This is a genomic window from Rubrobacter taiwanensis (assembly GCF_004337705.1).
Taxonomy (GTDB): Bacteria; Actinomycetota; Rubrobacteria; order Rubrobacterales; family Rubrobacteraceae; genus Rubrobacter_C; species Rubrobacter_C taiwanensis.
In genome coordinates this window covers 109,244-128,721 of the sequence record NZ_SKBU01000003.1, presented here as the reverse complement: position 1 = coordinate 128,721, position 19,478 = coordinate 109,244, and the positions used below count along the sequence as shown (strand labels likewise).

At 68.0% G+C, this 19,478-nt stretch carries 22 protein-coding genes; 14 read left to right on the top strand and 8 right to left on the bottom strand.

Annotated features, from left to right (window positions below):
- Both E0L93_RS01690 and E0L93_RS01685 read right to left on the bottom strand, forming a co-directional pair.
- A partial coding sequence (locus tag E0L93_RS01690; RefSeq protein ID WP_132687594.1) for an LUD domain-containing protein occupies positions 1-1,013 on the bottom strand: 1,013 nt, incomplete at its 3' end.
- A 4-nt stretch (positions 1,014-1,017) separates the two neighbouring features.
- Positions 1,018-1,761 (bottom strand): (Fe-S)-binding protein, encoded by a 744-nt coding sequence (locus E0L93_RS01685; protein ID WP_132687591.1) that lies wholly within the window; start codon positions 1,759-1,761, stop codon positions 1,018-1,020.
- A gap of 163 nt (positions 1,762-1,924) precedes the next feature.
- Between E0L93_RS01685 and E0L93_RS01680 the strand changes: the two genes are divergently transcribed.
- Both E0L93_RS01680 and E0L93_RS01675 read left to right on the top strand, forming a co-directional pair.
- Positions 1,925-2,371: a phage holin family protein gene (locus E0L93_RS01680; RefSeq protein ID WP_165874096.1), complete on the top strand. Its 447-nt coding sequence runs from the start codon at positions 1,925-1,927 to the stop codon at positions 2,369-2,371.
- Entirely contained in the window at positions 2,368-2,733 is a 366-nt protein-coding gene (locus E0L93_RS01675; RefSeq protein WP_132687586.1) for a hypothetical protein, read from the top strand. Before E0L93_RS01680 ends, E0L93_RS01675 begins: the two co-directional genes overlap by 4 nt.
- A gap of 1 nt (position 2,734) precedes the next feature.
- Here E0L93_RS01675 and E0L93_RS01670 read toward each other — a convergent pair whose 3' ends face one another.
- The gene (locus tag E0L93_RS01670) at positions 2,735-4,759 is read right to left on the bottom strand and encodes an HD-GYP domain-containing protein (protein ID WP_132687584.1); all 2,025 of its coding nucleotides are present in this window, start codon (positions 4,757-4,759) and stop codon (positions 2,735-2,737) included.
- Positions 4,760-4,993: 234 nt separating this feature from the next.
- On the opposite strand from E0L93_RS01670, the gene larC reads away from it, so the two are divergent.
- Together larC and E0L93_RS01660 are read left to right on the top strand one after the other, a co-directional pair.
- Complete coding sequence (gene larC, locus E0L93_RS01665; RefSeq protein ID WP_132687581.1) at positions 4,994-6,166, top strand: nickel pincer cofactor biosynthesis protein LarC; 1,173 nt, start codon at positions 4,994-4,996, stop codon at positions 6,164-6,166.
- Positions 6,160-7,146, top strand: a complete 987-nt coding sequence (locus E0L93_RS01660) for a CapA family protein (RefSeq protein WP_132687578.1) — start codon at positions 6,160-6,162, stop codon at positions 7,144-7,146. Before larC ends, E0L93_RS01660 begins: the two co-directional genes overlap by 7 nt.
- Here the strand turns inward: E0L93_RS01660 and E0L93_RS01655 are convergent.
- The 3 genes from E0L93_RS01655 to E0L93_RS01645 all read right to left on the bottom strand — a co-directional run bounded on the left by E0L93_RS01655 (position 7,127) and on the right by E0L93_RS01645 (position 8,863).
- On the bottom strand, positions 7,127-7,732 hold the full coding sequence (locus E0L93_RS01655) for an ATP-dependent Clp protease proteolytic subunit (RefSeq protein ID WP_132687576.1): 606 nt from the start codon (positions 7,730-7,732) through the stop codon (positions 7,127-7,129). The genes E0L93_RS01660 and E0L93_RS01655 overlap by 20 nt on opposite strands.
- A 126-nt stretch (positions 7,733-7,858) precedes the next feature.
- On the bottom strand, positions 7,859-8,062 hold the full coding sequence (locus E0L93_RS01650; protein ID WP_132687573.1) for a cold-shock protein: 204 nt from the start codon (positions 8,060-8,062) through the stop codon (positions 7,859-7,861).
- A gap of 153 nt (positions 8,063-8,215) precedes the next feature.
- Positions 8,216-8,863, bottom strand: coding sequence for an HAD family hydrolase (locus E0L93_RS01645; RefSeq protein WP_132687570.1), 648 nt, complete (start codon positions 8,861-8,863; stop codon positions 8,216-8,218).
- A 47-nt stretch (positions 8,864-8,910) separates the two neighbouring features.
- Here E0L93_RS01645 and ygfZ point away from each other — a divergent pair, with 47 nt between their 5' ends.
- The 8 genes from ygfZ (at position 8,911) to E0L93_RS01605 (ending at position 16,583) form a co-directional block, all read left to right on the top strand.
- On the top strand, positions 8,911-9,936 hold the full coding sequence (gene ygfZ, locus E0L93_RS01640; RefSeq protein ID WP_207890263.1) for a CAF17-like 4Fe-4S cluster assembly/insertion protein YgfZ: 1,026 nt from the start codon (positions 8,911-8,913) through the stop codon (positions 9,934-9,936).
- Between the two features lie 265 nt (positions 9,937-10,201).
- Complete coding sequence (gene sufC / locus E0L93_RS01635) at positions 10,202-10,957, top strand: Fe-S cluster assembly ATPase SufC (RefSeq protein ID WP_132687564.1); 756 nt, start codon at positions 10,202-10,204, stop codon at positions 10,955-10,957.
- A 10-nt stretch (positions 10,958-10,967) separates the two neighbouring features.
- The gene (gene sufB / locus E0L93_RS01630; protein WP_132687561.1) at positions 10,968-12,380 is read left to right on the top strand and encodes a Fe-S cluster assembly protein SufB; all 1,413 of its coding nucleotides are present in this window, start codon (positions 10,968-10,970) and stop codon (positions 12,378-12,380) included.
- A 98-nt stretch (positions 12,381-12,478) separates the two neighbouring features.
- Complete coding sequence (sufD, locus tag E0L93_RS01625) at positions 12,479-13,843, top strand: Fe-S cluster assembly protein SufD (RefSeq protein WP_132687559.1); 1,365 nt, start codon at positions 12,479-12,481, stop codon at positions 13,841-13,843.
- 8 nt (positions 13,844-13,851) lie between these two features.
- Positions 13,852-14,202 carry a Rieske (2Fe-2S) protein gene (locus E0L93_RS01620; protein WP_132687557.1) on the top strand — a complete coding sequence of 117 codons (351 nt, stop codon included), beginning with the start codon at positions 13,852-13,854 and terminating at the stop codon, positions 14,200-14,202.
- 4 nt (positions 14,203-14,206) lie between these two features.
- Positions 14,207-15,436 carry a cysteine desulfurase gene (locus tag E0L93_RS01615; protein ID WP_132687554.1) on the top strand — a complete coding sequence of 410 codons (1,230 nt, stop codon included), beginning with the start codon at positions 14,207-14,209 and terminating at the stop codon, positions 15,434-15,436.
- Positions 15,433-15,846 (top strand): Fe-S cluster assembly sulfur transfer protein SufU, encoded by a 414-nt coding sequence (gene sufU, locus E0L93_RS01610; protein WP_132687552.1) that lies wholly within the window; start codon positions 15,433-15,435, stop codon positions 15,844-15,846. The genes E0L93_RS01615 and sufU overlap by 4 nt, the downstream gene beginning before the upstream one ends.
- A gap of 71 nt (positions 15,847-15,917) precedes the next feature.
- Positions 15,918-16,583, top strand: coding sequence for a CBS and ACT domain-containing protein (locus E0L93_RS01605; protein ID WP_243638061.1), 666 nt, complete (start codon positions 15,918-15,920; stop codon positions 16,581-16,583).
- Here E0L93_RS01605 and E0L93_RS01600 read toward each other — a convergent pair.
- Together E0L93_RS01600 and E0L93_RS01595 are read right to left on the bottom strand one after the other, a co-directional pair.
- On the bottom strand, positions 16,568-17,296 hold the full coding sequence (locus tag E0L93_RS01600; RefSeq protein WP_132687550.1) for a glycosyltransferase: 729 nt from the start codon (positions 17,294-17,296) through the stop codon (positions 16,568-16,570). The two genes, E0L93_RS01605 and E0L93_RS01600, sit on opposite strands and share 16 nt — an antisense overlap.
- Before the next feature lie 13 nt (positions 17,297-17,309).
- Entirely contained in the window at positions 17,310-17,687 is a 378-nt protein-coding gene (locus tag E0L93_RS01595) for a DUF2267 domain-containing protein (protein WP_132687547.1), read from the bottom strand.
- Positions 17,688-17,826: 139 nt separating this feature from the next.
- Between E0L93_RS01595 and E0L93_RS01590 the strand changes: the two genes are divergently transcribed.
- Both E0L93_RS01590 and E0L93_RS01585 read left to right on the top strand, forming a co-directional pair.
- Positions 17,827-18,783, top strand: coding sequence for a TIGR03557 family F420-dependent LLM class oxidoreductase (locus tag E0L93_RS01590; RefSeq protein ID WP_132687545.1), 957 nt, complete (start codon positions 17,827-17,829; stop codon positions 18,781-18,783).
- Between the two features lie 31 nt (positions 18,784-18,814).
- Positions 18,815-19,453, top strand: coding sequence for a protein-L-isoaspartate(D-aspartate) O-methyltransferase (locus E0L93_RS01585; RefSeq protein ID WP_132687543.1), 639 nt, complete (start codon positions 18,815-18,817; stop codon positions 19,451-19,453).
- Positions 19,454-19,478: the final 25 nt, after the last annotated feature.

Genomic DNA, 19,478 nt, shown 5'->3' with positions numbered 1-19,478 from the left:
CGGTAGACGGGGCAGACGTTCAGGCACGCCCCGCACCTTATGCAGAAGAGCGCTTCTTCAAACTCCGTTCCGAGCAGCTCGCTGCGCCCGTTGTCCAGCAGGATGAGGTGAAACTCCTCAGGACCGTCCAGCTCGCCGGGGCGCCGGGGCCCCGTGAGGAGGGTCGTGTAGACGGTCATCTTCTGGCCGGTGCCGCTGCGCGCCAGCAGGCGGAGGAAGACCTCCAGATCTTCAAGGCGCGGCACCAGCTTCTCTATGCCGACGACGGCCACGTGCACGGGCGGCAGGCTTGTGACCAGCCTGCCGTTGCCCTCGTTGGTCACAAGCACTATCGTGCCCGTCTCGGAAACGGCGAAGTTCGCCCCCGTTATCCCTATGTCGGCCGCAAGGAACTTCTCCCGCAACCGCCGCCGGGCGAACTGCATCAGATCCTCCACCTTAGGCGGCAGCCGTTCTCCGGCAACCCGGGAGAGGACGTCTGCGATCTGGTGGCGGTTCATGTGGATTATGGGGGCCACGATGTGGGAGGGATGGTCGCCTGCGAGCTGGGCGATCCACTCCCCAAGGTCGGTCTCGACTATCTCCAACCCCAGCTCCGGGTAGCCTTCCTCCAGGCGGCGGTTGAGCTCTATCTCCTCTGTGACCATGCTCTTGGACTTGACCACATTTCTCGCCCCCTTGCTCTCGGCGAGGGCGGCTACGTAGCGGACTACCTCTTCGCCGTCTTTAGCGAAGTGAACCTTGCCGCCGCGCCTCTCCACCTCCTCTGCCAGCCGGGCGAGGTAGTGGTGGAGGTTTTGCATGGTCTTCCGTTTGATGTGGTAGGCACGCTCTCTGAGCTCCGGGGCCTCGGGCAGCGCTCCCAGGGCCGCGTTGCGGCTGGCGACGAACCGGTTCGTCGCCAGAGCGACGGCGTCGTGCAGGAACCTGTCCCGGATCGCCTTGCGGGCGCGGCCGTTGAAGCCCTCAACGGGGCTCGCTATCCCCTCGCGGCGGCGGTCGCGCCTCTCCATACCCCTAGCCGTCCCTTCCTTCTCCGGAGTCCAGCACCTGCGCGAGGTGGTACACGCGCACGTCTTCGTGGCCGGTCTTCTTGAGGCGGCCTTCGAGGTGCATCAAGCAGCTGGAGTCGCAGGAGATGAGGGTATCCGCTCCGCTCTCCTCCAGGGCCCGGATCTTCTCGTCCGCCATGGCGCTGGAGACGTCCGGCATCTTGACGGAGAAGGTCCCGCCGAAACCACAGCAGAGCTCCTCGTTGCGCCACTCCAGCAGCTCCAATCCCTCGACGTGAGAGAGGAGCTTTCGGGGTTCGTGGAGCACCCCGAGCTCCCGGCGCTGGTGACAACCGGTGTGGAAGACGGCATTCCCTTCCAGCCGCCCCCCTGCGCTCTCCGCCTCCAGAACGTTCACCAGAAAGTCCGAGAACTCCCGGACCTTACCGGCTATGCGCTCGGCGGGCTCCCGGGTGCCGGGATGGTCTTTAAAGAGTACGGGGTAGTAGTGGGAGACCATGGCCGCGCAGGAGCCCGAGGGGGTGACTATGTAGTCCCACTCGTCCCGCTCGAAGACGTCCACGAAGTGGCGGGCGACGTTCCGGGCTTCTCCCAGAAACCCGGAGTTGAAGGCGGGCTGGCCGCAGCAGGTCTGGCCCTCCGGGTAGGCGGGGTCCACCCCCAGCCGGCGCAGCACGCGCACGACGCTAACCCCCACCTGGGGGTAGATCAGGTCCACGAAGCAGGGTATGAACAGCGCCACCTTCACGATGCGGTTCCCTTCTCCCGCCTACTACGTCGTCTCTACGGGATTCTACCCTACGCGGGAACTTCCTTCGGGAGCTTGAGTCCCGCCTCCGGTTGGGAGAAGATTAGGCCGGTTCTGAGAGGGGTACCCTCACTTCGAGACGGAGCTGGCGGAGAGGAGGAAGGTGACGGAGAGAGACCGGACATCCGAGATAACCCAGCAGCTCGACCGGCCGCCCGGCGCGGAAGAGGAGCGGGGGGTGAAGGAGATCCTAAAGGAGCTTCGGCCGCAGCTGCAGGAGCTGGTGCGGCTGCACGGGGAGATGGCGCGGACCGAGCTGGAGCCGGTCGCGAAGCGGGCCGGAAGGGCCGTCGGGCTTCTGGTGGCCGGGGCCGTTTTTCTCTTCCTCTTCCTGATCTTCTTCTTCCTGGCGGGGATGTACACGATGCAGGCGGCCGGGTTCCCGCCGTGGGCTGCGGCGGGCATAAACGCCGTGATACTCCTCATCATCGCGGGTGTGCTCGCCGGCGCGGGAGCGGCCGGGCTGCGGGGGCTGGACCCCAAGCCGCAGCGCACGATCCGCTCCGTTCAGCGGAGCATCGAGTGGTTTAAGGAGCAGTTCGGACGATGAGCGACGAGAGGTTCGACCGGCTGGAACTGGAGATCGCCAACGTCCGCAACCGCATGCAGCCGGACGTCGCCCGGCTGCGGGAGCAGACCCGGCCGGACGCGATCAAGGAGAAGGTCCGGCAGGCGCTGCGGGAGCGGCTGCGGGCGCTGGGAGAGTCGCTGAAGGCCCAGCTGGAGCGGCAGAAGGAGGAGACCGTTCTGGCCGCCGGGAGGCAGGTGGAGCTGCTGCAGGAGGCGCGCGAGAAGGGGGATGCTTCGAAGGTGCAGGAGGCGGTGAAGAGCGACCCCCGGCCCATGATCGTGCTGGCGGTGGCGCTGGCGGTCGTGCTCTTCGTGCTGCGCCGGCTGGGCCGGGCGCTGTAGGCTAGCCGGCCGAGCCGATGCTCCGGTGGCCGGTCTCCTCCCGGAAGACCCTCAGAAAGGCGCGCACGACCTCCGGATCGAACTGAGTGCCGGCGTTGCGCCGGATCTCCTCCACCACCATCTCGGGCGGCATGCCCCTGCGGTAGGCCCGGTCGCGCACCATGGCGTCATAGGAGTCGGCGACGAAGATGATCCGGGCCATGCGCGGGATCTCCTCGCCCCTCAGCCCGTCCGGGTATCCGCGGCCGTCGTAGCGCTCGTGGTGGTGGCGGACGGCCGGCAGGACGGGCTCCAGGCCCCGGACGAACTTCAGGATCTGCACCCCGAGGTCCGGGTGGGTTCTGACTATCTCGAACTCCTCGGGCGTCAGGCGGCCGGGCTTACTGAGTATGGAGTCCGGGATGCCGATCTTGCCCACGTCGTGCAGCAGCGCCGCGACGGTGAGGATCTCCACCTCCTCCGGCGGCAATCCCAGCTCCCGGCCGATGAGCCCGGAGAGCCGGGCCACAGCCCGCATGTGCCCGCCGGTGTAGGAGTCGCGCACGTCGGCTGCCTCCGCCAGTGAGAGGAGAACGTCCGTGAGCTGCGCCCCGCCCGGATACCGGACCCGCGCACCGACCGGCAGCTCCGCCACCCTCTCGGGGCTGGACCTGGCCTGCTCCAGCCCGCCCAGCACGGCGTCCAGAACGAGGTCCGGATCGCGGTCGGACTCCTCCAGGAGGGTGTAGCCGACCGTGGCGCGCAGCGGAACCCCGCTGGCAGAGGTCAACTCCGCGACGAGCCGCTGGATTCCGCGCGCCGTCCGCTGGGCCCTGAGGCGGCTGGAGCCGCTCAGGATCACGGCGAACTCGTCGTCCCGCAGCCGGAAGACCCGCCGCTGCCGCCGCTCCAGCTCGCGGCCGATGCTCCGCAGGAGCTCGTCTCCGGCTTTCGGGCCGCGCGCGCTGTTGTAGTGGCGGAAATGCTCGATGTCCACCGCGAGTACGGTGAGCGAACCCTCCCGGACCAGCTCCTGCCGCAGGACGTGCTGGAAAGAACTCTGATTCGGAACCCCGGAGACCGGGTCCCGTCCGCCGGGAGCCTCGCCGGAGTTCCGCTCCACCGCGGTCGCCACCTGTCCGGCGAGCAGCTTCAGCACCCGTTCCTGATCGGGTCCGACCTCCGCCCCGGCGACCACCACGGCTCCCCAGCCCTCGCCCGTCCCGGAGACCAGCGGGATGGCCGTAAGCCCCTCCAGCTCCCCCGCGCGGCCCTCCCGGCGCAGCACCTTCCCCTCGCGCGCGCTGCGCAGCACCAGCCGCTGGATCTCGGGGTGCCACCAGCTGGGGTAGGAATCGTACTCTCCCCCGGCGACCGTCTGGTGGCGGTACTTGTCCAGGGCCGCCACGTGTGCGTACGGAGCCCGGGTGATCTCCGCGGCGACCCCGGCGGCCCAGCGCAGGATCCCGTCGAGATCCGAGACCGCCAGCATGGGGGAGAGGCGCGAGACGGCTTCCCGCACCCGCTCCATCGAGCCCTTTTCGTGTGCGTGCGCCCGCGCGAGCCGGGCATTGTGCTCCCGCAGACCCGCGATCTCCAGTCCCAGAAACCAGGAGCCCGCGCAGAAGGCTCCGATCAGGGCGGCCCACAGCAGGGGCCCGGATGCGACCGCCGCCGCAGGATCTCCGGCGGCGGCCCCGACCGCGGCGAGATACCCCGCCGGCAGCGCCAGCGAACCCAGCGCCATCCGGCCCGGGCTGGCCGTCCAGGGGATCCCGAGAGCGGCCAGGAAGAAGAGGGGGAAGAGCGGAGAGGCCGGACCGCCGGTGCCGGCCACCAGCAGAGCCGCCATCAGCGCATCCGCCAGCACGATGACCAGCCGCTCCCGGAAGAGTGTCGCCGGACGTCCGAAGGCGAGCATTCCCCCGAAGCCCGCCGCCAGCACCACGGCGGCGTAGGCGAGCCAGCCCCCCTCCACAGCTCCCCGGCTCAGCAGCAGGAGGAGGAAGAAGGCGAGCAGAATTCTGAAGAGCCCCGTGCTAGGCAAGACTTCTCACGCACCCGTCATATTAATATCTCGGGAGAGCCGAACCTCCACCCATCCTCCCGGGGGCCATCTACGCCGGCTTTCACCCATGATTATGCCCTATATGGCGGATTTTTGTAATATCTAATCTGAGGCGGAGACCGGAGTTTTTCTGCTTCTGGTAAATTTGATTACATCCTGCGGCGAATATCCGGCGCAGCCGGCGGCTCCGGGAGCCGGCTAGAGGGGGGTAGCTTGTCTCACGTACATTTCCAGCCGATCGGCGGGGCGGCGGGGGACATGACGCTGGCGGCTCTGGTCCACGCCGGCGCGCCGCTGGAGGAGGTCTCGGCCGTGCTGGAGGGGCTGGGGGTGGGATTCAGGATCGCGGCGGAGCCTGCGCAGGTGAACGGTGTGGGTTCGCTGCGCCTCGCTGTCGGGTGTCCGCCGGAGCGCGTCCACCGCGACTTCCGCGCCGTCCGGGAGATGATCGAGGCCTCAGATCTCCCCGCCCGTGCGAAGGAGCGAGCCGTGGGGGCGTTCCGACGGCTGGCGGTCGCTGAGGGACGTGTCCACGGCCGGGACCCGGAGGAGGTCGCCTTCCACGAGGTCGGGGCGGTGGACTCCATCGTGGATCTGGTGGGGAGCTGCGTGGCGCTGGAGCTTCTGGGGGCTGAGACGGTGAGCTGCGGTCCGCTGCCGCTGGGCGGCGGGGTGGTGAGGGCGGCTCACGGGCCGCTGCCTGCGCCCGGCCCGGCGACGCTGGAGATCCTGAAGGGCTCGAAGGTCCGCTGGGAGGAGGAGCGGCACGAGATGACCACCCCCACCGGCGCGGCCCTTTTGGCCGAGCTCACCGGCGGCACGTTCACCGACGCCGCTCCGCCGATGACGCTGAGGTCGGTCGGCTACGGCGCGGGGAGGGCGCGCTTCCGGGGCGTGCCTAACCTGCTGCGCGCCGTGGTCGGGGAGCTGGAGGGGGTGAGGGGGGATCTCGTCCTGCTGGAGGCCAACGTGGACGATGCCCCCGGCGAGGTGCTGGGGGCCGCGGTGGAGCGGCTTCTGGACGAGGGAGCGCCGGATGCCTGGCTGGAGCCCATCTTCATGAAGCGCGGCCGCGGCGCGTACAAGCTGTGCGCCCTGGCCCCGGCGGGCGATCTTGAACGCCTGGCGCGCCTCCTGATGCGCGAGACGGGCACGCTGGGCGTCCGGCACCACCCGGTGGGCCGGACGGTGGCCGGGAGGCGCACGGTGGAGGTGGAGCTGCCCTACGGCCGCTGCCGGGTGAAGGTGGGAACGCTGGACGGCGAGGACTTCATCGCCGCTCCCGAGTACGCCGACGCGCTCCGGCTCGCGCGTGAGAGCGGAAAGCCGCTCTCGCGCGTGTACGCAGACGTCCGGGTCGCCGCGGAGAGGGACGAGAAGTGGTAGTGCTGGCGCTCGCCGGCGACGTGATGCTCGGGCGGGGGGTGAACGAGGCGCTGCGCGGAATGCGCCCCGAGGAGCCCTGGGGGGAGGTGCTGCCCCTGCTGGAGGCCGCGGATCTGCGCATCGTCAACCTGGAGTGCGCCATCACGGATCACCGGCGGCGGTGGGAGCGCACGCCCAAGGTCTTCCACTTCCGCGCCGATCCCGCTGCCGTGGAGGTGCTGCGCGCCGCCCGCATAGACGCCGTCTCTCTAGCCAACAACCACACGCTGGATTACGGGGAGCGGGGCCTGCTGGACACCCTGGAATGCCTGGAGAGGGCCGGCATCCGGTACGCGGGGGCGGGCCGCGACCGGGAGGAAGCGGCCCGCCCGGCGGTCCTGGAGGCCGCCGGGGAGCGGGTTGCGCTGGTGGCATTCACGGACAACGAGCCGCCCTTCGCCGCCGGAGAGGACCGGCCGGGCACTAACTACCTGCCGGTGTCCCTGGAGCCGGAGGTGCTGGGCCGCGTGGAGGCGGCGGTGGGGGCCGCGCGGAGGGCAGGAGCGAGGACCGTCGTCTTCTCCAACCACTGGGGGCCGAACATGATAGAGCGCCCGAGCGAGGGCTTCCGGCGCTTCGCCCGGGCGGTGGTAGACCGGGGCGCGGACGTGTACTACGGGCACAGCGCCCACATCTTCCAGGGGGTTGAGGTCTACCGCGGCAGGCCCATCCTGTACGACACCGGCGACTTCATAGACGACTACGCCGTGGACCCGCGTCTGCGCAACGACCGGTCGTTCCTCTTCCGGGTAGGCATCGAGGGGGGCGAGCCCCGGCGGCTGGAGCTCTTCCCGGTCCGCCTGCGCTACGCCCGGGTGGGGCCGGCTACCGGGAGCGAGCGGGAGGAGATCCTGGACCGTATGGAGCTCCTCTCCGGGGAGCTGGGCACAGGGTTCGACCGCCGCGAGGACCGGCTGGAGCTCACTCTCCCGGGCGGCTGATCACGCGGTCCACCAGCCCGTACTCCCGCGCCTCCTCAGGGCCCATGATGAAATCGCGATCGGTGTCGCGCTCGATCTTCTCGTAGGGCTGGCCGGTGTGCTCGGCCAGGATCTCGTTGATGCGCCGCTTCATGTTCACCAGCTCTCTGGCGTAGATCTCCACGTCGGAGGCCTGCCCGCCGATGCCCTGCGCGGCCGGCTGGTGCAGCATGATGCGGCTGTTCGACAGCGCGCTGCGCTTGCCCTTCGCGCCGCCGGCGAGCAGGAACGCCCCCATCGAGGCGGCCATGCCCAGCGCCGTCGTGGTGACGTCGGGCCTGACGAACTGCATCGTGTCGTAGATCGCAAGCCCCGCCGGGACGCTGCCGCCCGGGGAGTTGATGTACATGTGGATGTCCTGTTCGGGGTCCTCGCTCTCCAGGTGCAACAGCTGCGCCATGACCGAGTTGGCTACCTGATCCACCACGGGCGTGCCGAGGAAGATGATCCGGTCTTTCAGCAGCCGGGAGTAGAGGTCCATCGTCCTCTCGCCCATGGGCGTCTGCTCTGTTACATAAGGGATTATGGGCTGCGAGTTGCGTGGCATCTTCAGCTCCTTCTCGGTAGCTTCCCGCGCCGCTCGAAACCGATTGTATAACAGGGGAGAGGCCGGTCATGGAAAGAGGCCGGGAGAGTGCTCCCGGCCTCTTTCCCCGGTGAGTGTGCGCAATTCTCAGGCGCGGGAGACGTTCTCCGCCTGCATCCCCTTCCGGCCTTGGACCGCCTCATAGCTTACCCGGTCGCCCTTCTCGAGGGACTTAAAGCCCTCGCCGAGGATTCCGGTGTGGTGCACGAAGATGTCATCGCCCCCGTCGTCGGGAGAGATGAACCCGTAGCCCTTCTCGTCGCTGAACCACTTCACTGTTCCTTGGGGCATAGACGAACGCCCGCCTTTCTTTCTCTCGGGCTGCAGGGCTAAATTAAAAGGCCGCCCCAGCTTGCGGGCGGCGTTCTGTTTAGCGCAGCAACCACCTTCCACTTGCCCAAACGAGTATACCAGAGCGTCCGGCGGCCTGCACGCGCCAACGCTCTACCACTGCTCTAAGAAGCCGCTCTCCAGCAGCTCGGCACAGTCCCGGAAGACGGCCGCAGCCCCGGCCTCTTCGAGCTCCCCCCGGCCGAACGCCCCCCCGGTCAGCACCGCTGCCGTCCGCAGCCCGGCCTGCTTTGCGGACCGCACATCCCAGATGGCATCCCCGACGGCCACGGCCTCCTCCGCCGCAGTCCCGGCCCGCTTCAGCGCCTCCCTGAAGAGGTCCGGGGCGGGCTTGGACTCCTCAACCTCGCCGGAGGAGACGACGCCGGAGATCCTGCCCTCCGCCTCCAGCTCTTCCAGATGGTGCTCGAGCTCCTCCGGCTTGGCGCTGGTGGCGAACCACACCTCTACGCCCCGCTCCCCGAGAAACGCGATGAGCTCCTTCGCACCGGGTAGCGGGTAGCCGTGCTCCTGCAGCTGCAGGTATATCTCGCCGTGCAGCTCGCTGGCCTCCTCCTGCGCCTCCGCGCCTTCCACAAACTCCGGCACGAGCTTGTCAGAGCCCTTGCCGATCTGACGGTGTATCTCGTAGCGCGGCACCTCCAGCCCGAGCCGCCGGAAGGCCCGCGCCCAGGCCTCGACGTGCAGATAGTTGGTGTCCATCAGCGTGCCGTCCACGTCCAGGATCGCAGCCCTTACCACCTTCTCCTCCTCACACCCGGAACATCTGCATTAGAATAATGACGGCCATGAAGCACCAGGAGAAGACCGTCCGGCTCCCCCTGCACGAGCTCCACGACGCTCTGGGAGCGGAGTTTACCCGTTTCGGAGGATGTTTAGTCCCCGCGGACTACGGAGACGCCCTGGCCGAGCTCGCCGCACTCGAACACGGCACCGGCCTGGTGGACCGCTCCTTTCGCCCGATCTTCCGGCTCTCGGGGCGCGATCCGTCCGAGATGCTCCGGGCCGTCGTCACCAACGAGATCCCACAAGAGCCAGACCGCGGCGCCTACGCCGCCCTGCTCTCGCCGAAGGGCCGCATCCAGACCGACCTGCGCATCCTGAAGACCGGGGAGACCGCGATCCTCCTGGATACCGAACCCGAAGGAGAGACCGCCGCCCAGAAGATCCTGGGCCGCTACGCCCCGTTCTCCCGCCTGAAGCTCGAGACCCTCTCACCGGAATGGGGCATGCTCGGCCTCTACGGCCCCCAGGCCCCCGCGCTCCTGAATCTCAACCTCCCCGAACACGCCAGCTCAGAGGTGGAGATCGGCGGAGCCCGCCTGCTCGCCGCCGGAACCGCCCACCCCCTCCCGGGTTGCGACCTGCTGGGACCACCCGCCGCCCTCCGGACCGCCTGGGAGACCTTGATCTCCCGCGGCGCCAGACCCGCCGGCCTCCGCGCCTTCGAGACCGCCCGCATAGCCGCCGGCATCCCGCGCTTCGGAGCAGATATGGACGATGCCGTCTTCCCCGCCGAAGCCGGCATCCTGGAACGGGCCGTGAGCCTTAAGAAAGGCTGCTACCCCGGCCAGGAGACCGTCGCCCGTATGCACTACCGGGGCCGCCCCAGACACACCCTGCACCGCTTCACGGTCACAGGCAAAGCCCCCGCCGGAGCCGAGATCCTGCAGGAAGATGCCCGGGTCGGTGCCCTCACCAGCATATCCCCCCTCCCGGTAAGAGGAAAAACCCTCGCCCTCGGCTACCTGCACCGCAAGGCAGACCCGGAAAAACCCCTGCACGCCGGAGACGCCGAACTTCAACCCTTCTAATCGAGAGCCGTTCTCACTAACCCCGCGACGGCCCGCAGGCCACTTTGTAACGCGCTTCGGAGGGCGCTTTTATTGAGAATGTTTCGTAAAAACCCCCGCACCGGGATTCGCTCATCTCGAAAACCCGCTTGAAAAGGGCGATTCGGGAAATTTCAGTATACATTCTTATTTTCAGTCTCATATCATTGTCGGTTCTACCGAGCTATGTTTTAATAGCTAGCAGTAGCAAGCTGTACCGTAATACAGGCGAAGGACGCGGGGTAGGATGCTGAAGATAGAGAACTTGCGCGTAGCGGTTGAGGAGGGTGGCGAGATCGTAAAGGGCCTCGATCTCGAGGTCGGCAGGGGTGAGATCCACGCCATCATGGGGCCCAATGGTTCTGGCAAGAGTACGCTGGCCAACGCGCTCATGGGCCATCCCCGCTACGAGGTGACGGGGGGGTCGGTAACGTTCGAGGGCGAGGATTTGCTGGAGCTGGAGCCTGACGAGCGGGCGCGGCTTGGGGTCTTCATGGCCTTCCAGTATCCGAGTGAGGTACCGGGGGTCAGCGTGGCCAACTTCCTGCGCACGGCGGTCAACTCCGTGCGGGAGGAGGAGCTCTCGGCGATGGAGATGTACCGGCTGCTGCAGGAGAAGATGCGGGTCATGCAGATCGACCCCAGCTTCGCCGAGCGGTATTTGAACGAGGGCTTCAGCGGTGGTGAGAAGAAGCGGAACGAGATCCTGCAGCTGCTCATGCTCCAGCCCAAGCTGGCCATTCTGGACGAGACCGACTCCGGGCTGGACATCGACGCGTTGCAGGTGGTCGCCCGGGGTGTGAACGAGATGCGGGGCCCCGAGTTCTCCGCGATCGTGATCACGCACTACTCCCGGATTCTGCGCTACATTGAGCCTGACTACGTGCATGTCATGCTCGACGGCCGGATCGTCACCTCCGGTGGCAAGGAGCTGGCGGACGAGCTGGAAGCGAAGGGCTACGACTGGGTGCGGCAGGAGTTCGGGGCCGGCACTCAGAGTTAAGGAGGGAAGGATGCCAGAGGAGAAGAGCATAACCGAGCTCGGGCTCGACGAGTACAGGTACGGCTTCCGCGATCCGGAGGAGTACTTCTTCAAGACCCCGCGCAAGGGGCTGGACCCGGAGATCATAGCCATGATCTCCAAGCACAAGAACGAGCCCGAATGGATGCTAGAGTTCCGGCTGAAGGCGCTGGAGATCTTCCTGGAGAAGCCGACCCCCACTTGGGGCGGCGACCTCTCCGGGCTGGACTTCGACGACATCTACTACTACATCCGGCCCGTTGAGAACCAGGGGCGCAGCTGGGATGAGGTGCCGGAGGAGATCAAGAACACCTTCGAGCGGCTGGGCATCCCGCAGGCCGAGCGCGAGGTGCTCGCCGGGGTGGGCGCGCAGTACGAGAGCGAGGTCGTCTACCACAACCTCAAGGAGGAGTGGGAGAAGCAGGGCGTCATCTTCCTGGACATGGACGGCGGCCTCAGGGAGCACGAGGATATCGTGCGCCAGTACTTCGGCACGGTCGTCCCGCCGGACGACAACAAGTTCGCGGCCCTGAACAGTGCGGTGTGGAGCGGCGGTTCGTTCGTCTACGTGCCCGCGGGCGTGCACGTGGACATCCCGCTGCAGGCCTACTTCCGCATCAACGCGGAGAACATGGGCCAGTTCGAGCGGACGCTCATCATCGCCGAGGAGGGCTCCTACGTCCACTACATCGAGGGCTGCACGGCGCCGACCTACACCACCAACTCGCTGCACTCGGCGGTGGTGGAGCTGATCGCCAAGCCGGGGGCGCGCATCCGCTACTCGACCATCCAGAACTGGTCGCACAACACCTACAACCTCGTGACCAAGCGCGGGGTGGCCTACGAGAACGCCACCATCGAGTGGGTGGACGGCAACCTCGGCTCCAAGCTCACGATGAAGTACCCGGCCGTCTACCTGATGGGCGAGGGGGCGCACGGCGAGATCCTCTCGGTCGCCTACGCGGGCGACGGGCAGCACCAGGACGCGGGCGGCAAGGTCGTGCACGCGGCGCCGAACACCACCAGCCGCATCACCTCCAAGTCCATCTCCAAGGGGACCGGGCGCTCCAGCTACCGCGGGCTTCTGAAGGTGCACGAGGGGGCCGAGAACTCCAAGAGCCGTGTGGAGTGCGACGCCTTGTTGCTGGACGAGAAGGCCCGCACCGACACCTATCCCTACATCGAGATCGAGGAGAAGAAGGTCACGACCGAGCACGAGGCATCGGTCTCGAAGGTCGGCGAGGACCAGCTCTTCTACCTGATGAGCCGGGGCATCCCGGAGGACGAGGCGATGGCGCTCGTGGTCAACGGCTTCATCGAGCCGATCGCCAAGGAGCTGCCGCTGGAGTATGCCATCGAGCTGAACCGCCTGATCCAGCTCGAGATGGAGGGGTCGGTCGGCTAGGCAGCGGCGCCGGCCGCCACCGGGCTAAAACAGTGAGGTTCTGTGGGGGCGGGCCGTCAGGGTTCGCCCCCATCTCGGCGAAGCGGAGGTTTTACGATTTGAGCACGAACGGCGTTCCGGAGGTTCTCAGAAAGGCGGGTTTCACATCCGAGACCGTAAAGGCCCTGTCCTCTTACAAAGACGAGCCGCGCTGGCTGGCCGAGAAGCGCCTTGAGGCGTGGCGGGTCTTCGAGGAGACCCCCATGCCCACGCGCAAGGACGAGGCGTGGCGCTACACGGACATCTCCGAGCTCGGGGAGCTGGAGAGCTTCGTGCCCTACGCCGCGAGCCCGGACGTGACCCGCGAGGGCGACCTGCCGGGCGCCGTGCAGCGGCTCATCCGGGAGGGCGAGGAGAACTCGGCGCTCCTGGTGCAGCACAACTCCGAGACCACGCTGCGCCGGGTGGACGAGGAGCTCTCTTCCAGGGGCGTGATCTTCACCGACCTGCACACCGCTCTGCGGGAGCACGAGGATCTGGTGCGGGAGAAGCTCTTCGACCAGGTTCCGGCGGGCTACGACAAGTTCGCCGCGCTCTCCGCGGCGCTCTTCGCCGGCGGCACCTTCCTCTACGTGCCGCGCGGCGTGGAGGTGGAGGTGCCGATCCAGAGCTACTACTGGCTGGACGTGGCGGGCTCCATAATGCCGCGCACGCTGGTCGTGGTCGAGGAGGGGGCCTCCGTCACCTACATAGATGAGTACGCCTCCGCCGACGCCGGGGAGCCGGCGCTCTCCAACGGAGCCGTCGAGCTCTTCGTGGGCCAGGGGGCCAGCCTGCGCTACGTGTCGCTGCAGAACTGGGCGCGCAACGTCTACCACTTCAACACCATCCGGAGCGCCGCCGGCCGGGACGCGACCATCAACAGCCTGGTGGTCTCCTTCGGCGCCACGCTGAGCCGGACGAACGTGGAGGCTGGGCTCACGGCCCCGGGCAGCGACTCGGAGATGCTCGGGCTGTACTTCGCCGACGAGGACCAGCTCATAGACCACCACACCCTTCAGGACCACATCGCGCCCTCCGCGCACTCGGACCTGCTTTACAAGGGGGCTTTGCGGGATGAGTCGAGGGCCGTCTTCAGCGGGCTCATCCGGGTAGAGCCGGGCGCTCAGAAGACCGACGCCTACCAGACGAACCGGAACCTGATCCTGGGCACCGACGAGGCGATGGCCGTCAGCCTGCCGAACCTGGAGATCATGGCCGACGACGTGAAGTGCTCCCACGGCTCCACCACCGGGCAGGTGAACGAGGATGAGATCTTCTACCTGATGAGCCGGGGCGTGCCGCGGCAGGAGGCCGAGAAGCTGGTGGTGTTCGGGTTCTTCGGCGAGGTCACGAGCCGCGTCCCGCTCAGGGGCCTCAGGGAGAAGCTGGACCGGGCCATCGAGGAGAAGATCGGGCTCGGCTTCGAGGAGCGTGTAGCCTAAAGAGAGATATGAGCGAGTACCACAAGATAGCCCGGGTAGGAGATATCGCCCCCGGCGAGGTTAAGGTCTACGAGCTGGAGGGCCACCGGGTCGCCCTGTGCAACGTGGACGGCGAGCTGCACGCCATAGAGGACGTGTGTACCCACGACGCCGGGCCGTTGGATCAGGGCGAGCTCTCCGGCAAGGAGATAAAGTGCCCCCGCCACGGGGCCAAGTTCGACGTGACCACCGGCAGGGCCCTCACCCTGCCCGCCGTAAAGCCCGTGCCCAAGCACGAGGTGAAGGTGGAGGACGGCGACGTCTACGTGGCGCTCTCGGAGGCGAAGGTCACCGGGACCCGGCGGAGGCGGCGGAGGTAGCGCGATGTACGACGTGCGGCAGGTGAGAGAGGACTTCCCCATCCTGAAGCGCCGGGTGGGCGATAGGCCGCTCGTCTACCTGGATAACGCGGCCACCTCCCAGAAGCCCCGGCAGGTGCTGGACGCGCTCACGGAGTACTACGAGCGGCACAACGCCAACATCCACCGCGGCGTGCACCGGCTGGCTGAGGAGGCTACCGCCCTCTACGAGGAGGCCCGGCGGAAGGTGGCGCGCTTTTTGGGCGCGCCGGATACACGGAGCGTTGTCTTCACCCGCGGCACGACAGAGAGCATAAACCTGGTCGCCTACGCGTGGGGCCGCAAGAACCTGCGCGAGGGCGACGAGGTGGTCCTCACCGAGTCCGAGCACCACTCCAACCTCGTTCCCTGGCAGCTCGCTGCGCGGGCGGCTGGGGCGAAGCTGCGCTTCATCCCCGTCCGCGAAGACGGCGCGCTGGACATGGAGGCGGCGGAGCAACTGATCGGGCCGCGCACCCGGCTCGTCGGGTGCATCCACGCCTCCAACGTGCTCGGCACGATCAACCCGGTAGAGAGGCTGGCGGCGCTGGCCCACGCCCACGGCGCCCTGATGCTCGTGGACGGGGCGCAGAGCGCGCCGCATGTGCCGGTGGACGTGAAATCTTTAGGCTGCGACTTCTTCGCGGCGAGCGGGCACAAGATGCTCGGCCCGACCGGGGTCGGGGTGCTGTGGGCCCGGCCCGAGCTCTTGGAGGAGATGGACCCGTTCCTGGGCGGGGGGGAGATGATCCGGGAGGTGCATCTCGAGTACTCCACCTGGAACGACATCCCCTACAAGTTCGAGGCCGGAACTATGAACATCGCGCAGGCTATAGGGCTCGGGGCGGCGGTGGACTACCTGAGCGGGCTTGGGATGGAGAACGTCCGGGAGCACGAGCGGCACCTCGGGGAGTACGCCTACCGGCGGCTCTCGGAGCTGGAGGGGATCACCATCTTCGGACCCGAGAAGGACCGGACCGGGGTTGTGGCCTTCCACCTGCCGGACGTGCACCCGCACGACCTCTCGCAGCTCCTGGACGAGGAGGGTATTGCGACCCGGAGCGGGCACCACTGCTGCCAGCCTCTGATGCGCCGGCTCGGGGTGGCGGCCACCGCGCGGGCCAGCTTCTACCTATACAATACCGAAGAAGAGGTAGACGCGCTGGTCGAGGCGGTGCAAAGGGCGCGGGAGTTCTTCGGAGCATTCGCGAGATGATGCGCGAGCTCTACACGCAGGTCATCATGGACCACTACCAGCGCCCCCGCAACCGCGGGGAGCTGGAGAACCCCGACCTCAAGGAGCACCTGCTCAACCCGCTCTGCGGCGACGAGGTGACGGTCTACGCCCGGTTCGAGGACGGCAAGGTGGCCGAGGCCACCTTCACCGGCCGGGGCTGCTCGATCTCCCAGGCGTCGGCCTCGATGATGACCGGGCGTCTGGTCGGCAAGAGCCGGGAGGAGGCCGCCTCCGAGATCGAGTGGTTCAAGAGGGCCATGACCGGCGAGGAGCAGTTCTCCGAAGCCGACGACCTGGCGGCGCTCAAGGGCGTCATAAAGTACCCGTCGCGCATCAAGTGCGCCACGCTGCCCTGGACCGCCTTCCAGGAGGGGCTGGAGAAGCTCTAGCGCACCGGCCGCGCTTCTCCCGGATATCCTGTATGCTGCCCGTGTCCGGCACCGGGTGAGAGGAGGAAGCCGTGCTGCGGGTCAGGGATTCGATGACGCGGGATGTGGCCACGCTGGGGCCGGAGGCCAGCGTGGCCCAGGCGTGGGCGCTGTGCAGGGAGCGGAGGATCCGCCACATCCCCATCGTGGAGGGCGGGAGGCTCATCGGTCTGGTCTCGGACAGGGACCTTCGGGACGCCAGCCCGCCCCGGGCCGCCGGCGGCGAGGAGAACGTCTTCGGGTGGGCGAGCATGCGGGAGATCATGACGACGGATCTCGTGACCATACACCCGCTGGACACCATAGATCGTGCGGCGAGGGAGATCTACGAGCGCAAGATCGGCTGCCTGCCCGTGGTCGCCGACGGCGAGCTGGTGGGCATCATCACCTCCTCGGACATGATGCGGACGCTCATAGAGCTCTTCGGGGTGCGCGGTCCCGGCGTGTGGCTGGAGGTGGAGGGGGTGCCGAACCGTCCGGGCACTCTGGCCGCCATAGTGGACGTGATCCGGGACCGCCAGGTGAACATCGCCAGCGTGCTCGTCGGCCCGGGCCACCGCGCCCGCGAGCGGAATATAGTCCTGCGGCTGGAGACCACCACCCCGACCGGCATAGTGAACGGGCTGAGAGAGGCCGGGTACCGGGTGAGCGTGGTGGAGTCCTCGGCCCCTGTGGAGACGACCTACGAGGAGTCGTAGCGGGCCGGTCCTCCGTGTTCGCCGAAGGTGTAGGGGACCCGGTTCGCCAGCCGGAAGCGCCCGGTGGCGAAGATCAGGGCCAGCAGCAGGTAGGTGGCGAAGGCCCGCAGGGTCCCGGCTTCCCGGTAGCGCCGGTCGGAGACGTAGACCCTCTCGCCGAGGATGCCGAAGCGGCATCTGCGGCCGAGGCGCCGGATCAGCTCTATGTCGTCGAACTTCAGGGAGGGGTCGAAGCCGCCGCTCTTGAGGAAGGTCTTGCGCCGGATCACGATGCAGTGCCCGGCCCCGGAGGGCAGCAGCCTGGCGGCGGCCCGGAAGAGGGCGTTGAACAGGAGGTGGAAGCAGTAGATGGGAAGGGTGGAGCGGTAGGGGAGGTAGCGGGGGCAGGCGAGGTCCAGATCGCGGCGCTCGAACTCCTCCAGGAGCTTCCGCAGGAAGTCGCGGTGCAGGCGGACGTCGGCGTCGAGGAAGACCAGGACATCTCCGGCGGCGCGCCGCCCGCCGAGGTTCCTCTGGTTCGCCACCGGCGGGCCGGTCCCGAGCAGCCGCACTCCGGGGAACCGCTCCACCACCCGCGCCGTTCCGTCCCGGGAGCCGCCGTCGACGACCAGGATCTCGTCCGGGCGGAGGGTCTGCCGGGAGAGGTCTGCGAGCAGCGCGCCGACGGTGCCCTCCTCGTTTAGCGTGGGGATGACCACGCTGACCCGATGCATCTCTCTCTGTGGGCTAGCTCCCGAAGAGGGGCTCGAACCCGGCCGGGAACTGGCGGCGGATGTCCCGCATCTCGCCCTCTGTGACGGCCTCCTCCAGGACGCTGAAGACGGCCCGGGTGTGCTTGCGGGCCTCCTCCAGGCTTGCGCCCTCCTTCTCGCCCACCTGCTGGAGGAAGTCGTCCGGCGAGTAGAGGAGGCTGCGCTCCGGCGGCCGGCGCTCCAGGTGCTCTGCGACGCCCTGCGGGAGCTGGGCTGCGAGGTACTTGCCCTCCCCGCCGGCCAGGTAGTCTCCCAGCGTCGCGAGCACGGCGTAGGTGGCGCGCTCGGCCTCGGCCTGCGTGCCCAGCCCGGCGCGCTCTCTGACCCGCTCGATGAACTCGTCGTGCTGCATATCGTTGCCTCCCTTCTGGTGTCCGCTCTCTTGCCTCTTACCCGCTGCGGCCGGCCGGGGAACGTGCCGGTTTAGCCGGCAGAGGGGCGAGGGTAAGGGGTGTGGCAGCGCACACTAATTTAGGAAGGAGCGACTTGAGATGCCCGAGATCTGCTACGTGCTCTCCAGCGAGGAGACAGACCCCAACGACCTGGTGCGCAACGCCCGGCGGGCCGAGGAGGCGGGGTTCTACGGGGCCTGGATCTCCGACCACTACCATCCCTGGGTAGATGCTCAGGGGCAGAGCCCGTTTGTGTGGTCGGTCATCGGGGGGATAGCGGCCGTCACGGAGCGGCTGCGGTTGGGAACCGGGGTCACGTGCCCCACGATCCGGATACACCCGGCGATCCTGGCCCAGGCCGCCGCGACCTCCCAGGTGATGCTGGAGGGCCGCTTCTTCTTCGGGGTCGGCAGCGGCGAGAACCTGAACGAGCACATCCTCGGCGACCGCTGGCCGGAGGCCGACGTGCGGCTGGAGATGCTGGAGGAGGCCGTGGCGGTGATCCGGCTCCTGTGGGAGGGCGGGAACAAGAGCCACCACGGCAGGTACTACACGGTCGAGAACGCCCGCCTCTACACCCTGCCCGGCGAGCTGCCGCCCATCTACGTCTCGGCCTTCGGTCCCAAGGCAATCGAGGTCGCCGCGCGCATCGGAGACGGATATGTGGGCACCGCTCCGGAGAAGGAGCTGCTGGACGCCTTCGCGCAGAAGGCCGGCCCGGACAAGCCCAAGATCGGGGAGATGAAGGTCTGCTGGCACGAGGACGAGGCCGAGGCCCGGCGCATGATCCACCGGCTGTGGCCGAACATAGGGCTGCCCGGCGAGCTAGCTCAGGAGCTGCCGAGCCCGAAGCACTTCGAGCAGGCGGCCTCCATCGTGACCGAGGAGATGGTGGCGGACACCCCGCCGACCGGACCGGACCCCGAGCCGTACCTGGAGAGCATCCGGCAGTACGAGCAGGCGGGTTACGACGAGGTGTACCTGCACCAGATCGGCCCCGATCAGGAGGGCTTCTTCCGGTTCTGCGAGCGGGAGATCCTGCCCCACTTCAACTAGCCGCCCTCCGGCCGCGCGGCATAATGACGGCATGAGAACGCGGGAAGACCTCGTCCGGGCCGTAGCTGCCGCGGGGGTCTCCGACCCCCGCGTCCTGCAGGCGGTGCGCGAGGTGGACCGGGCCGGGTTCGTCCCGCCGGAGTTGGCCGGGCGGGCCTACGAGGACCGGCCGCTGCCGATCCCGCACGACCAGGTGACCACCCAGCCCTCGCTCTCGGCGAAGATGGTCGAGGCCCTCGGGTTGCGCGGTTCCGAGCGCGTCCTGGAGGTCGGGGCGGGCTACGGATTCCAGACGGCGCTGCTCGCCCGCCTCGCCGGTTTTGTCTGGAGCGTGGAGCGCTGGCCGGACATCGCCGCTGCGGCCCGGGAGAACCTGGAGCGGTACGGCGTCGAGAACGCCCGGGTGGTGGTCGGCGACGGCACGGAGGGGCTGCCCGAGCACGCCCCCTACGACGCGATCCTGGTAGCGGCGGCGTTCCCCGAGGTCCCGCCGCCGCTCGTAGAGCAGCTGGCTCCCGGCGGGCGGCTCGTCCAGCCGGTAGGTCCGGGCGGGAACGAGGTGGTGACCCTCTTCGAGAAGGAGACCGGCGGAAGCCTGGTGCGCCGCCGCAACATTACCGGAGCCTACTTCGTCCGGCTCTACGGCCGGCACGGGTACGCTGAGGAGTAGAGGGCCGGGGTTAAGGAGGCGGCCC

Excerpts from the sequence above, each read along its gene's own strand:
- E0L93_RS01675 (WP_132687586.1), top strand. The coding sequence starts at position 2,368 with ATGAGCGACGAGAGGTTCGACCGGCTGGAACTGGAGATCGCCAACGTC.
- E0L93_RS01655 (WP_132687576.1), bottom strand. The coding sequence starts at position 7,732 with ATGCCACGCAACTCGCAGCCCATAATCCCTTATGTAACAGAGCAGACG.
- E0L93_RS01650 (WP_132687573.1), bottom strand. The coding sequence starts at position 8,062 with ATGCCCCAAGGAACAGTGAAGTGGTTCAGCGACGAGAAGGGCTACGGG.
- ygfZ (WP_207890263.1), top strand. The coding sequence starts at position 8,911 with ATGAAGCACCAGGAGAAGACCGTCCGGCTCCCCCTGCACGAGCTCCAC.
- sufC (WP_132687564.1), top strand. The coding sequence starts at position 10,202 with ATGCTGAAGATAGAGAACTTGCGCGTAGCGGTTGAGGAGGGTGGCGAG.
- sufB (WP_132687561.1), top strand. The coding sequence starts at position 10,968 with ATGCCAGAGGAGAAGAGCATAACCGAGCTCGGGCTCGACGAGTACAGG.
- E0L93_RS01620 (WP_132687557.1), top strand. The coding sequence starts at position 13,852 with ATGAGCGAGTACCACAAGATAGCCCGGGTAGGAGATATCGCCCCCGGC.
- E0L93_RS01615 (WP_132687554.1), top strand. The coding sequence starts at position 14,207 with ATGTACGACGTGCGGCAGGTGAGAGAGGACTTCCCCATCCTGAAGCGC.
- sufU (WP_132687552.1), top strand. The coding sequence starts at position 15,433 with ATGATGCGCGAGCTCTACACGCAGGTCATCATGGACCACTACCAGCGC.
- E0L93_RS01600 (WP_132687550.1), bottom strand. The coding sequence starts at position 17,296 with ATGCATCGGGTCAGCGTGGTCATCCCCACGCTAAACGAGGAGGGCACC.
- E0L93_RS01595 (WP_132687547.1), bottom strand. The coding sequence starts at position 17,687 with ATGCAGCACGACGAGTTCATCGAGCGGGTCAGAGAGCGCGCCGGGCTG.
- E0L93_RS01590 (WP_132687545.1), top strand. The coding sequence starts at position 17,827 with ATGCCCGAGATCTGCTACGTGCTCTCCAGCGAGGAGACAGACCCCAAC.
- E0L93_RS01585 (WP_132687543.1), top strand. The coding sequence starts at position 18,815 with ATGAGAACGCGGGAAGACCTCGTCCGGGCCGTAGCTGCCGCGGGGGTC.